13 protein-coding genes are annotated in these 12,797 nt (G+C 66.1%); 6 read left to right on the top strand and 7 right to left on the bottom strand.

Features of this window, described 5'->3' with window-relative positions:
- The first annotated feature begins 100 nt into the window (after positions 1–100).
- Complete coding sequence (locus tag AC1DYI_RS14815; protein ID WP_477204888.1) at positions 101–1,060, top strand: IS1595 family transposase; 960 nt, start codon at positions 101–103, stop codon at positions 1,058–1,060.
- A gap of 70 nt (positions 1,061–1,130) precedes the next feature.
- Here AC1DYI_RS14815 and gltA read toward each other — a convergent pair whose 3' ends face one another.
- From gltA to AC1DYI_RS14780, 7 genes are all read right to left on the bottom strand, one after another.
- Positions 1,131–2,441, bottom strand: coding sequence for a citrate synthase (gene gltA / locus AC1DYI_RS14810; RefSeq protein ID WP_477204887.1), 1,311 nt, complete (start codon positions 2,439–2,441; stop codon positions 1,131–1,133).
- Positions 2,442–2,477: 36 nt separating this feature from the next.
- The gene (locus AC1DYI_RS14805; RefSeq protein ID WP_477204886.1) at positions 2,478–2,747 is read right to left on the bottom strand and encodes an FAD assembly factor SdhE; all 270 of its coding nucleotides are present in this window, start codon (positions 2,745–2,747) and stop codon (positions 2,478–2,480) included.
- A 40-nt stretch (positions 2,748–2,787) separates the two neighbouring features.
- Positions 2,788–3,492: a succinate dehydrogenase iron-sulfur subunit gene (locus AC1DYI_RS14800; protein WP_477204885.1), complete on the bottom strand. Its 705-nt coding sequence runs from the start codon at positions 3,490–3,492 to the stop codon at positions 2,788–2,790.
- Positions 3,493–3,516: 24 nt separating this feature from the next.
- Positions 3,517–5,223 carry a succinate dehydrogenase flavoprotein subunit gene (gene sdhA / locus AC1DYI_RS14795; protein WP_477204889.1) on the bottom strand — a complete coding sequence of 569 codons (1,707 nt, stop codon included), beginning with the start codon at positions 5,221–5,223 and terminating at the stop codon, positions 3,517–3,519.
- Positions 5,224–5,288: 65 nt separating this feature from the next.
- The gene (sdhD, locus tag AC1DYI_RS14790; RefSeq protein WP_477204884.1) at positions 5,289–5,651 is read right to left on the bottom strand and encodes a succinate dehydrogenase, hydrophobic membrane anchor protein; all 363 of its coding nucleotides are present in this window, start codon (positions 5,649–5,651) and stop codon (positions 5,289–5,291) included.
- 23 nt (positions 5,652–5,674) lie between these two features.
- Positions 5,675–6,130 carry a succinate dehydrogenase, cytochrome b556 subunit gene (sdhC, locus tag AC1DYI_RS14785; protein WP_477204883.1) on the bottom strand — a complete coding sequence of 152 codons (456 nt, stop codon included), beginning with the start codon at positions 6,128–6,130 and terminating at the stop codon, positions 5,675–5,677.
- A gap of 170 nt (positions 6,131–6,300) precedes the next feature.
- Positions 6,301–7,071, bottom strand: coding sequence for a GntR family transcriptional regulator (locus AC1DYI_RS14780; RefSeq protein ID WP_477204882.1), 771 nt, complete (start codon positions 7,069–7,071; stop codon positions 6,301–6,303).
- A gap of 205 nt (positions 7,072–7,276) precedes the next feature.
- Here AC1DYI_RS14780 and AC1DYI_RS14775 point away from each other — a divergent pair, with 205 nt between their 5' ends.
- The 5 genes from AC1DYI_RS14775 to AC1DYI_RS14755 form a co-directional block, all read left to right on the top strand.
- A complete protein-coding gene (locus AC1DYI_RS14775) occupies positions 7,277–8,263 on the top strand; it encodes a malate dehydrogenase (protein WP_477204881.1) in 987 nt (328 codons plus the stop codon).
- 77 nt (positions 8,264–8,340) lie between these two features.
- Positions 8,341–9,120, top strand: coding sequence for a trans-aconitate 2-methyltransferase (tam, locus tag AC1DYI_RS14770; RefSeq protein ID WP_477204880.1), 780 nt, complete (start codon positions 8,341–8,343; stop codon positions 9,118–9,120).
- Between the two features lie 28 nt (positions 9,121–9,148).
- Positions 9,149–10,174 carry an HpcH/HpaI aldolase/citrate lyase family protein gene (locus tag AC1DYI_RS14765; RefSeq protein WP_477204879.1) on the top strand — a complete coding sequence of 342 codons (1,026 nt, stop codon included), beginning with the start codon at positions 9,149–9,151 and terminating at the stop codon, positions 10,172–10,174.
- A gap of 113 nt (positions 10,175–10,287) precedes the next feature.
- Entirely contained in the window at positions 10,288–10,830 is a 543-nt protein-coding gene (locus AC1DYI_RS14760; protein ID WP_477204878.1) for a hypothetical protein, read from the top strand.
- A gap of 279 nt (positions 10,831–11,109) precedes the next feature.
- A partial coding sequence (locus tag AC1DYI_RS14755) for a bifunctional aconitate hydratase 2/2-methylisocitrate dehydratase (RefSeq protein WP_477204877.1) occupies positions 11,110–12,797 on the top strand: 1,688 nt, incomplete at its 3' end.

The raw sequence follows: 12,797 nt of genomic DNA, 5'->3' as shown, positions 1-12,797 counted from the left end.
GGCTCTTTGCGCATTGAGTAGTGACAGGCGCAGGCCATGAGCCAGTGGAAGTGCATCGTGCCAGGTAGACGGCGGCAAGCCGGGTTCCCTGGAGAAGGCGATGCAGGAACAAGACTGGAAGCGGTGGTTGAAGCGGTTGCACGAGCTCAGCGCTCGGCAGCGCCAGGCGCTGATGGCGCAGTTGCACACACCGGACGAGGGCGAGCGGGTTCTGGCTCAGATTGACCAGGCGGGCGAAGCGACGCCGAGGTGCCCCCACTGCGCTGACGTTCGGGTGGTGCGCAACGGGCAGGCCGACGGTCTGCAGCGCTACAAGTGCCGGGGCTGCGGCAAGACCTTCAACGCCTTGACGGCCACGCCGCTGGCCCGGCTGCGCCAGCGTCACAAGTGGCTGGCCCAGGCCCGGGTGCTCGACGAGGGCCTGAGCGTGCACCAGGCGGCCGAGCGCCTGCAGGTGGCGCCCAGTACCGCATTCCGCTGGCGCCACCGCTTTCTCAGCCTGGCACAGCAGGCCAAGTCGGCGCTGCTCAGCGGCATTGCTGAGGCGGACGAGACCTTCATCCTGCGCTCGGCCAAGGGCCAGCGCGTGAGCGGGCGGGCGCCCCGGTGCCGAGGCGGCCACGCCAGCACCCGGGGCACCAGCGACGACCATGTTCCCGTACTGGTGGCCCGAGACCGCTCTGGTGGCAGCACCGACTTCATCCTCGGGCGCGCCTCCAAGCGCGAAATCCTGGCCTCGCTCACCACCGTGCTCGCCCCGGACGCGGTGCTGTGCACCGATGGCAGCTCGGCCATGGCCACCGCCGCCGTCGAGATGGGCATCGAGCACCACGCCTTGAACATGACGACCGGCCCGCGCGTGCGTGGGCCCTGGCACATCCAGAACGTCAACGCCTACCACTCACGGCTCAAGGGCTGGCTGCGCCGCTTTCGCGGTGTGGCTACCACCTACCTGCACCACTACCTGGGTTGGTTCAGGGCTGTTGACCGCTGCGCGCCGCGCCACCTACCTCCGGAGCAGCTCCTCAGCCTCTCCCTCGGCCGATTCGCTCATCCATAGGCAACGCGCAAAGAGCCATGAAAAAGGGCCACCGAGGTGGCCCTTGTCGTTGGCGCGAGCGCCGTGTCGATCAGCGCTGTTCCAGCGGCTTCACATCGCGCGGCGCGGCGCCGACGTAGAGCTGGCGCGGGCGGCCGATCTTGTACTCGGGGTCGCCGATCATCTCGTTCAGCTGCGCGATCCAGCCGACCGTGCGGGCCAGCGCGAAGATCGCGGTGAACAGCGGCACCGGGATACCGATCGCGCGCTGCACGATGCCCGAGTAGAAGTCGACGTTCGGGTAGAGCTTGCGGGCGACGAAGTATTCGTCTTCCAGCGCGATCTTCTCGAGCTCCATCGCCAGCTTGAACAGCGGGTCGTTGCCCAGGCCCAGCTCGCTCAGTACCTCGTGGCAGGTCTCGCGCATCAGCTTGGCGCGCGGGTCGTAGTTCTTGTAGACCCGGTGGCCGAAGCCCATCAGCTTGACGCCGGAGTTCTTGTCCTTGACCTTGGCCACGAATTCGCCGATGCGGGCAATGCCGCCCTGGCGCTGGATGTCGCCCAGCATGTTCAGTGCGGCCTCGTTGGCGCCACCGTGCGCCGGGCCCCACAGGCAGGCCACGCCGGCCGCGATGGCCGCGAACGGGTTGGTGCCCGACGAGCCGCACAGGCGCACGGTCGAGGTCGAGGCGTTCTGCTCGTGGTCAGCGTGCAGCGTGAAGATGCGGTCCATCGCCCGCACCAGCACGTCATTCGGCTTGTACTCCTCGCACGGCGTGGCGAACATCATGCGCATGAAGTTGCCGGCGTACGAGAGGTCGTTCTTCGGGTAGATGTACGGCTGGCCGATGGTGTACTTGTAGGCCATCGCCACGAGCGTCGGCATCTTCGCGATCAGGCGGATCGCGGCGATCTCGCGGTGCTCGGGGTTATTGATGTCGGTGCTGTCGTGATAGAAGGCCGACAGCGCGCCGACCAGACCGGTCATCACCGCCATCGGGTGCGCATCGCGGCGGAAACCACGCAGGAAGAACTGCATCTGCTCGTTGACCATCGTGTGGTTGGTCACGCGGGCGGTGAAGTMTTCCTTCTGCGTCGCGTTCGGCAGGTCTCCGTACAGCAGCAGGTAGCAGGTCTCGAGGTAGTCGCAGTTCACCGCGAGCTGCTCGATCGGGTAGCCGCGGTACAGCAGCTCGCCCTTGTCGCCGTCGATGTAGGTGATGGTCGAGTTGCACGACGCGGTGGACAAGAAGCCCGGGTCGTAGGTGAACTTGCCGGTCTGGCCGTACAACTTGCGGATGTCGATCACATCGGGCCCGATCGAGCCCTTGTAGATCGGCAGGTCCATGGTGGGGCTGCCGTCAGAGAACGACAGGGTGGCTTTCACGTCGGACGGGGTCATCGTCGATTCCTTTCGAGCAAATTCTTCGTTCGGCGCTCAGCCGGGCTGGCGAAGCATCGCCAGCACTTCTTTCACATCGGGGCGGTCCAGTTCGCCTTCCGGCTCCTTGCGCGCCAGCAGCAGGTCCAGCAGATCGTTGTCGGACAGGTCCATCAACGCTTGCAAGCCATGCACCTGATCGAGCGTCAAGCCAGCCTCATGGCGGCGGAAGAAACGTTCGACGAACAAGTCGTTTTCGAGCAGGCCCCGCCGGCAGCGCCACTTCAGGCGCCCCAGGTCACCGGGGGACAGGATGGCAGTTTCCATGCCTTTGTTTGCTCGAAGCTGAATGTTCGTCGCGTGGGCTTCAGACCGCGCGGCGGACCATCAATTCCTTGATCTTGCCGATCGCCTTGGTCGGGTTCAGGCCCTTCGGGCAGACGTCGACACAGTTCATGATCGTGTGGCAGCGGAACAGGCGGTACGGGTCTTCCAGATTGTCCAGGCGCTCACTGGTGGCTTCGTCGCGGCTGTCGGCAATGAAGCGGTAGGCCTGCAGCAGGCCGGCCGGGCCGACGAACTTGTCCGGGTTCCACCAGAAGCTCGGGCAGCTGGTCGAACAGCTCGCGCACAGGATGCATTCGTACAGGCCGTCGAGTTCTTCGCGCTCTTCGGGCGACTGCAGGCGTTCCTTCTCGGGCGGCCGCGTGTCGTTGACGAGGTAGGGCTTGATCGAGTGGTACTGCTGGAAGAACTGCGTCATGTCGACGATCAGGTCGCGCACCACCGGCAGGCCCGGCAGCGGGCGCAGCACGATCTTGCCCGGCAGCGTGCGCATGTTGGTCAGGCACGCGAGGCCGTTCTTGCCGTTGATGTTCATCGCGTCGGAGCCGCACACGCCTTCGCGGCACGAGCGGCGATACGACAGCGTGGGGTCGACGGCCTTCAGCTTGATCAGCGCGTCCAGCAGCATGCGCTCATGCCCATCGAGCTCGATCTCGATGGTCTGCATGTAGGGCTTGGCGTCCTTGTCCGGGTCGTACCGATAAATCTCAAACGTACGCTTTTCCATGATTCTTGGTTCTCTGCCGGAGGCTTAAAAGGTACGGACCTTGGGCGGCACGGAGTCGACGGTCAGCGGCGTGAGCTTGACCGGCTTGTAGTCCAGGCGGTTGCCTTCCGAGTACCACAGCGTGTGCTTCATCCAGTTCGCGTCGTCGCGTTGCGGATAGTCGTTGTGGGCATGGGCGCCACGGCTCTCAGGCCGGGCGGCGGCCGAGATCATCGTGGCCTGCGCGGCCTCGATCAGGTTCTCGACTTCCAGCGCTTCGATGCGCGCGGTGTTGAAGACCTTGGAGCTGTCCTTCAGGCCAATCGACTTGACGCGCTCGGCGACCTGCTTGATCTGGGCCACGCCCTCGTCCATGACGCCTTGGGTGCGGAACACGCCGGCATGCTTTTGCATCGTCGCGCGGATGTCGCCCGCCACGTCCTGCGCGTACTCGCCGTTCTTGTTGCCATCGAGCCGAGCCAAGCGGGCCAACGTGCGGTCAGCGGCGTCGGCCGGCAGCGGCTTGTGGTTCTTGGTCTTCAGCGCCGTGTCGACGATGTGGTTGCCGGCCGCGCGGCCGAACACCAGCAGGTCGAGCAGCGAGTTGGTGCCCAGGCGGTTCGCACCGTGCACGCTGACGCAGGAGCATTCGCCCACCGCATACAGGCCGTTGACGATCTCGTTCGGGTTGCCGTTCTTCGGCACCACCACCTGGCCGTGGATGTTGGTCGGGATGCCGCCCATCTGGTAGTGGATCGTCGGCACCACGGGGATCGGCTCCTTCGTGATGTCGACGTTGGCGAAGTTGTGGCCGATCTCGAACACGCTGGGCAGGCGCTTCATGATCGTCTCTGCGCCCAGGTGGGTCATGTCGAGCAGCACGTAGTCCTTGTTCGGACCGCAGCCGCGACCTTCCTTGATCTCCTGGTCCATCGAGCGCGAAACGAAGTCGCGCGGGGCCAGGTCTTTCAGCGTCGGGGCGTAGCGCTCCATGAAGCGCTCGCCGTTGCTGTTGCGCAGGATCGCGCCTTCGCCACGGCAGCCTTCGGTCAGCAGCACGCCCGCGCCGGCCACACCGGTCGGGTGGAACTGCCAGAACTCCATGTCCTCGAGCGGAATGCCGGCTCGCGCCGCCATGCCCAGACCGTCGCCGGTGTTGATGAAGGCGTTGGTCGACGCGGCGTAGATGCGGCCTGCGCCACCGGTGGCCATCAGCACCGTCTTGGCTTCGAGGATGTGCAGGTCGCCGGTTTCCATCTCCAGCGCGGTGACACCGACGCAGTCGCCTTCGGCATCGAGGATCAGGTCGAGTGCCATCCACTCGACGAAGAAGTTGGTGCGGGCCTTGACGTTCTGCTGGTACAGCGTGTGCAGCATCGCGTGGCCTGTGCGGTCGGCCGCGGCGCAGGCACGCTGGACTGGCTTCTCGCCGTAGTTGGCCGTGTGGCCGCCGAACGGACGCTGGTAGATCGTGCCGTCGGGGTTGCGGTCGAACGGCATGCCCAGGTGCTCGAGCTCGTAGACGACCTTCGGCGCTTCGCGGCACATGAACTCGATCGCGTCCTGGTCACCCAGCCAGTCCGAGCCCTTGACCGTGTCGAAGAAGTGGTAGTGCCAGTTGTCTTCGCTCATGTTGCCGAGCGAGGCGCCGATGCCGCCCTGCGCGGCAACCGTGTGCGAACGGGTCGGGAAGACCTTGGACAGCACGGCCACGTTCAGGCCGGCCAGCGACAGCTGCAGCGACGCGCGCATGCCGGAGCCGCCGGCCCCGACGATGACCACATCGAACTTGCGTTTGGAAATCGAGGCGGCCACGTTCACAGTCTCCACAACACTTGAATCGCCCAGCCGGCGCAGCCGACCAGCCACACGATGGTGAACACCTGCAGCGACAGGCGCAGACCCACCGGCTTGATGTAGTCCATCCAGATGTCGCGCATGCCGACCCAGGCGTGGTACAGCAGCGAGACGATGACGACGAAGGTGAAGACCTTCATCCATTGGCGGGAAAAGATGCCCGCCCACTTGTCGTAGCCCATCGGGCCGCCGATCAGGATCTGCAGCAGCAGCGCGACCGTGAACAACGCCATCAGGACGGCGGTGACGCGCTGCGCCAGCCAGTCGCGAAAGCCGTAGTGCGCGCCGACGACCAGGCGCTTGGAACCGTGGTTGATTGCCATGAGTGAATTCCTTCGCGGCCGGGTCAGAACAGGCCGAACAGCTTGGCGCCGAGCAGCGCGGTCAGCACCAGGCTGATCACCAGCGTGGCAACAGCCGAACTCTTGCCCTGAGCGAGCGAAACGCTGTGCGTCATGTCCATCCACAGGTGGCGCACACCGGCGACGAAGTGGTGCAGGTAGCTCCAGATCAGGCCCAGGGTGACCAGCTTGACGAACCAGGCGGGCAGGAAGCCCAGGCCAGCCAGGAAGGCGCTGCGGAACGCGTCATACGAGATCTCGGAGCTGACACTGACGTCGAACAGCCAGATCACGAAAGGCATCAGCAGAAACAGCACGAAGCCGCTGATGCGGTGCAGGATCGAGACGATGCCGGCGGCCGGCAGGCGGTATTTCGGGAGGTCCGTCAACGCATTGATGTTGCGGAATTCCGGTCGCTTGGCCGAGGAGGGTGGCGGCGTTCCGGGCAGCGTATTGGCCATGTCGAGGTCCTTGGTGTGGCGCTCTTGTCGTTAGAGAAGAAGTCCGGGGTCCGTGTGATCAGCGCAGGACGTAATCGCAGTGAAACCGAACGATTCTATTGCAGCGCAACAAGCTTTCGCCGGGCTTGCCGGAGGGTGTCCGACCTATTGGCCAGGACACTTATGCGGTCCTAACTCAGCTCGTTGCGGTAGTAGTGCGAGGTGGTGTTGTAAAGGCCGCGGCGCAACTCGACCGGTTTGTCGCCGTAGGTGTGCGACAGCCGCTCGACGCTCAGCAGCGGCGCGCCCGGCGCCACCTGCAACAGCTCGGCCGTCGTCTCGTCGGCGGCCACCGCGCGGATTTTTTCTTCGGCGCGGATCATGCGCACGCCGAATTCGGTCTCGAACAGGCCGTACATCGGTCCGGCGTACTGCGCCAGGCGCTCGGCGGTCAGGCCCTTGAACAGCGATGCGGGCAGCCAGATCTCGTCCAGCACCACCGGCGCCCGGTTGCGCCACAGCGTGCGGCGCACCAGCAACGCCGGCTCGCCGGCCTTCAAGGCCAGCGCGCGAGACACTTCGGCCGGGGCACGCATGCGGCGGCAGTCCAGGAAGTGGCGCTCCATGCCTGAAGGCGGCCCCTCATCGGGCGCCAGCCGCAGGAAGCGGTACTGGATCTGTTCTTCGGCGTGGGTCGCGACAAACGTGCCCTTGCCTTGCCGGCGCACCAGCAGGTTCTCGGTCGCCAGCTCGTCAATGGCCTTGCGCACCGTGCCCTGGCTGACCCGAAAACGCCCGGCCAGCTCCAGCTCACTGGGGATCGCCTCGCCCGGCTTCCATTCGCCGCCCTGAAGGCTGTTCAACAGCAAGGCCTTGATCTGCTGGTACAGCGGGCTGAACGCCGGCCCGGCCGGCAGCGCGGGGCTGTCGGAGTCAGAAGGGGTCGGCAGGTCGGCGGGCATGGTGGCGCGATTGCAGCACAGGCAGATGCCCGGCGTCCATGAGAGCTGTGTCTTATATAAGACATAAGAATACCAGAATCCAAGGGTCAACCCGGGGCCCGCGAGGCTACACTTGCGGCTTCGGCTCGCGCGCGACCTTCTTATTTCTTGGCCGCCGGCGCACCCGACCCAGGATTCACTTACCTTCCCTTCGGAGACCCTCACCATGAGCAAGAAGCCCGTCCGCGTGGCTGTGACCGGCGCCGCCGGCCAGATCGGTTATGCCCTGCTGTTCCGCATCGCCTCGGGCGAAATGCTGGGCAAGGACCAGCCCGTCATCCTGCAACTGCTGGAGATCCCCGACGAGAAAGCCCAGAAGGCGCTCAAGGGCGTGATGATGGAGCTGGAAGACTGTGCCTTCCCGCTGCTGGCCGGCATGGAAGCCCACAGCGACCCGATGACCGCCTTCAAGGACACCGACTACGCGCTGCTGGTCGGCTCGCGTCCCCGCGGCCCAGGCATGGAGCGTGCCGAGCTGCTGTCGATCAACGGCGCCATCTTCACCGCCCAGGGCAAGGCCCTGAACGCCGTCGCTTCGCGCAACGTCAAGGTGCTGGTTGTCGGCAACCCGGCCAACACCAACGCCTACATCGCGATGAAGGCCGCGCCGGACCTGCCGCGCAAGAACTTCACCGCGATGCTGCGCCTGGACCACAACCGCGCGCTGAGCCAGGTCGCTGCCAAGACCGGCAAGCCGGTCGCCGCGATCAAGCAGCTGGCCGTCTGGGGCAACCACTCGCCCACGATGTACGCCGACTACCGCTTCGCCACGATCGATGGCGCCTCGGTCAAGGACATGATCAACGACCAGGTCTGGAACAAGGACGTGTTCCTGCYGACAGTCGGCAAGCGCGGCGCCGCGATCATCGAAGCGCGCGGCCTGTCGTCGGCCGCTTCGGCCGCCAACGCCGCGATCGACCACATGCGCGACTGGGCCCTGGGCAGCAACGGCGGCTGGGTCACGATGGGCGTGCCCAGCAACGGCGAATACGGCATCCCGAAGGACGTGATGTTCGGCTTCCCGGTCACGACCGAGAACGGCGAATACAAGATCGTCGAAGGCCTGCCGATCGACGCCTTCTCGCAAGAGTGCATCAACAAGACCCTGGCCGAGCTGCAGGGTGAGCAAGAAGGCGTCAAGCACCTGCTCTGAACGCAGCGCTGAACGCAACATGATCAAAGGCCGGTGGATTCGTCCCCCGGCCTTTTTTCCTTTTGGCAGGAGCCACGATGAGCGACTGGAACCCCAACCTCTATCGGCAGTTCGAGGACGAACGCACCCGCCCTGCGCGCGAGCTGCTGGCACGCGTGCCACTGACCGCAGCGCGCCGCATCTACGACCTGGGCTGCGGTCCCGGCAATTCGACCGAGCTGTTGGTCGCCCGCTTCCCCGATGCCGACGTCGTCGGCACCGACAACTCGGCCGCCATGCTGGCCGACGCTCGCCAGCGACTGCCGCAGCAAACCTTCCAGCTGAGCGACATCGCCGACTGGGCGCCGGACGGCGCGGCACCGGACCTGGTCTATGCCAACGCTTCGCTGCAATGGCTGGGCGACCACGCGACGCTGATCCCGCGCCTGTTCGCCACCCTGGCGCCCGGCGGCGTGCTCGCGGCGCAGATGCCAGACAACCTGGACGAGCCCTCGCACCGGCTGATGCGCGAAGTGGCCGGCGAAGCGCCCTGGGCTGCTGCCATCGGCGACGCCGGCGCCGTGCGCAGCCGACTGCTCGAAGCCGGCCAGTACTACGACCTGCTGGCGCGCGACGCTGTGYAGGTCGACGTGTGGCACACGGTCTACCGCCACCCGATGGCTTCGGCCAACGCCATCGTGCAATGGCTGCGCAGCACCGGGCTGCGGCCGTTTCTGGATGCGCTGGACGCGCCGCTGCAGCAAAGCTTTCTGGCCGAGTACGAGCGCCGCATCGACCTCGCCTACCCAGCGCGGGCTGACGGCCAACGCTTGCTGGCATTCCCTCGCCTGTTCATCGTGGCGCAGCGAAAATCCTGAGACTTTGCCCCTGAAGATGGACACCGCCATGAGCCACACTGACCTCGTCCACCCCCGCGACGCTTTGTTCGACGCCAGCGACCTGCTGCCCGAACTGCCGGTCTGTGACCACTACGCCGGTGTCGAAGCCCGCATGCGCAAGGCCCTGGCCTTGCAGGCCGAACTCGGCCCGGCCTTCGATGTGACGCTGGACATCGAGGATGGCGCGCCGGTCGGCGGTGAGGTCGAGCACGCGCACCTGATCGGCGAATTGCTGCAAAGCGACCTGAACCAGTTCGGCCGCGTCGGGGTGCGCCTGCCGCAGACCACCCGCGCCGCGTTTGCCGAGACCGCGCGCGTCATCGTCGAGCGCGCCGGCGCGCGGGCTGCCTACCTGATGCTGCCGAAGATCGACAGCGTCGCCGAGTTGCAAACCGCGGCCGCTGAGATCGATCGCTTGAGCGATCAGGCCGGCCTGGCACGGCGCATCCCGCTGCACGCGCTGATCGAAACCCATGGTGGGCTGCGTGAGGTGCAGGCGCTGGCAGCGCACCCGCGCATCGAGTCACTGTCGTTCGGGCTGATGGACTTCGTCTCGGCGCACCGGGGTGCGATCCCGCAATCGGCCATGGGAGCGCAAGGCCAGTTCGAGCACCCACTGGTGCTGCGCGCGAAGCTCGAGATCGCCGCCGCCTGCCACGGTCACGCCAAGGTGCCTTCGCACTGCGTGGTGACCGAGTTCAAAGACGAGGCCGCGATCCAGGCTGCGGCCGAACGCGCAGCGCGCCAGCTGGGCTATCTGCGCATGTGGAGCATCCACCCCGACCAGATCCGCCCGATCATCGACGCCTTTGCGCCCAGCGTGGCCGAGGTGGACCAGGCGATCGAGATCATCATGGCCGCGCGAGCCGCCAACTGGGCGCCGATCCGCCATGGCCACCGCGGCCGCGAGCAGCTGCACGATCGCGCCAGCTACCGCTACTTCTGGCAAGTGCTGCAGCGAGCGCACCGCACCTCGTTCGCTGGCGGGCCGCAGTTGCCGGCCGAGGTGCGGTTGGAATTCTTCGACGCGTGACTTAGTGCGCACCGCACCGACACCAACCCCTCGGCGGAAACGTTCGGTCACCCCTGCCACCGAATGGAACCGGACAATGCCGCCCGTCGTCCCGTTCCCCGGAGTTCCAATTCATGTCGTTGAACCGCACCCTGACCCTCACACTGGCCGCCGCTTGGCTGGCCGGCGCCGCGACTGTCGCGCATGCCCAGGCCTCGGCACCTGCCGCGAAGCCGGCAGCCCCCGCCGCCAAGCCTGCCGCAGCAGCACCGATGAAGAAAGCGGCCAAGCCCGCCGTCAAGGCGCCGCCGCCCGAAGTCCCGCTGCCGGCCGCTGACGCCGACCAACAGAAAGCCGCCGCGATGACCCACATCGGCGCCTACCAGTGCGAGCTGAACCAGAGCGTCGAGGTGAGCACGAACCCGAAGTACRACGGCTATGTCGACGTCTCGTTCAACAAGCAGAAGTACACGATGAAGCCGGTGCTGTCGTCGACCGGTGCGCTGCGCCTGGAAGACGTCAAGGGCCAGACGCTGATGATCCAGATCGCCTACAAGTCGATGCTGATGGACGTGAAAGCCGGCCACCGCCTGGTGGACGAATGCGTGCACGAGAAGCAGGCCGCCGCCAAGAAGGCCGCCGAAGGCCAGGGCAGCCAGGGCCTGATGGGCAACTGAGCGCCGTCGCGCACCGCCCCTTCAGAAAGCCCGGCCTTGCCGGGCTTTTTCGTTGGCGACGCCGCGGGGGCCCCGAACCAGCCCTGAACAGACCCTCAAGCCGGGTCGGGCGTGGGCGCGGCGGCCTTGCGCGGGCGCCGTCCTGCGGGAGAATCGACGGTCTTGCCCGCCCCGGCACACGCCAGATCGGCGCGCCGTCACGGGTGGGCCTTGGCAAGTCTTATATAAGATATAAAATAGCGTAGAAACCCTCGCCCCGTCTTTCAGGAGAGCCCCGCCATGCTGCAAGCCTATCGCCAACATGTCGCTGAACGCGCCGCCCTCGGCATCCCGCCGCTGCCGCTCGACGCCAAGCAGACCGCCGACGTCATCGAGTTGATCAAGAACCCGCCGGCGGGCGAAGAAGCCTTCCTGCTGGACCTGCTGACCCACCGCGTGCCCCCGGGCGTCGACGACGCCGCCAAGGTCAAGGCCAGCTTCCTGGCCGCCGTTGCGCACGGCGACATCAAGGTCGTCCTGGTCAGCAAGGCCAAGGCGACCGAGCTGCTGGGCACGATGGTCGGCGGCTACAACGTTCACCCGCTGATCGAGTTGCTGGACGACGCCGAAGTGGCTGGCGTCGCAGCGACTGCGCTGAAGAAGACACTGTTGATGTTCGACTTCTTCAACGACGTCGCCGAGAAGGCCAAGGCCGGCAACGCCAAGGCGAAGGAAGTCATCCAGAGCTGGGCCGACGCCGAGTGGTTCACCTCGCGCCACGAAGTCGACAAGAAGATCACCGTCACCGTGTTCAAGGTGCCCGGCGAAACCAACACCGACGACCTGTCGCCGGCACCCGACGCCTGGAGCCGCCCGGACATCCCGCTGCACTACCTGGCGATGCTGAAGAACACCCGCGAAGGCGCTGCCTTCAAGCCGGAAGAAGACGGCAAGCGCGGCCCGATGCAGTTCGTCGAAGACCTGAAGAAGAAGGGCCACGTGGTCGCCTACGTAGGCGATGTGGTCGGCACCGGTTCTTCGCGCAAGAGCGCCACCAATTCGGTGATCTGGGCCACCGGGCAAGACATTCCGTTCGTGCCGAACAAGCGCTTCGGCGGCGTCACGCTGGGCGGCAAGATCGCACCGATCTTCTTCAACACGCAAGAAGACTCGGGCTCGCTGCCGATCGAGGTCGACGTGTCCAAGCTCGAGATGGGCGACGTGATCGACATCCTGCCGTACGAAGGCAAGATCGTGAAGAACGGCGAGACCGTCGCCGAGTTCAAGCTCAAGAGCGACGTGCTGTTCGACGAGGTGCGCGCCGGCGGCCGCATCAACCTGATCATCGGCCGCTCGCTGACGACCAAGGCACGCGAGTTCCTCGGCCTGCCCGCGTCGACCATCTTCCGCCTGCCGAAGCCGCCGGTCGATACCGGCAAGGGCTACACGCTGGCGCAGAAGATGGTCGGCCGCGCCTGTGGCTTGGCCGTCGAGAACGGCCAGCAAAAGGGCATCCGCCCGGGCACCTACTGCGAGCCGAAGATGACGACCGTGGGCTCGCAAGACACCACCGGCCCGATGACCCGCGACGAGCTGAAAGACCTGGCCTGCCTGGGCTTCAGCGCCGACCTGGTGATGCAGAGCTTCTGCCACACCGCGGCCTACCCGAAGCCGGTCGACGTGAAGACGCACCGCGAGCTGCCGACCTTCATMAGCAACCGCGGCGGCGTCTCGCTGCGCCCGGGCGACGGCATCATCCACAGCTGGCTGAACCGCCTGCTGCTGCCCGACACTGTGGGTACCGGCGGCGACTCGCACACCCGCTTCCCGATCGGCATCTCGTTCCCGGCCGGCTCCGGCCTGGTCGCCTTCGGCGCCGCCACCGGCGTGATGCCGCTGGACATGCCCGAGTCGGTGCTGGTGCGCTTCAAGGGCACGATGCAGCCCGGCGTCACGCTGCGTGACCTGGTGCATGCGATCCCCTACTA

The organism is Ideonella sp. P3_A4 (genome assembly GCF_056403075.1).
The sequence above is the reverse complement of the archived record's forward strand: the minus strand, read 5'-3'. Positions and strand labels throughout refer to the sequence as shown.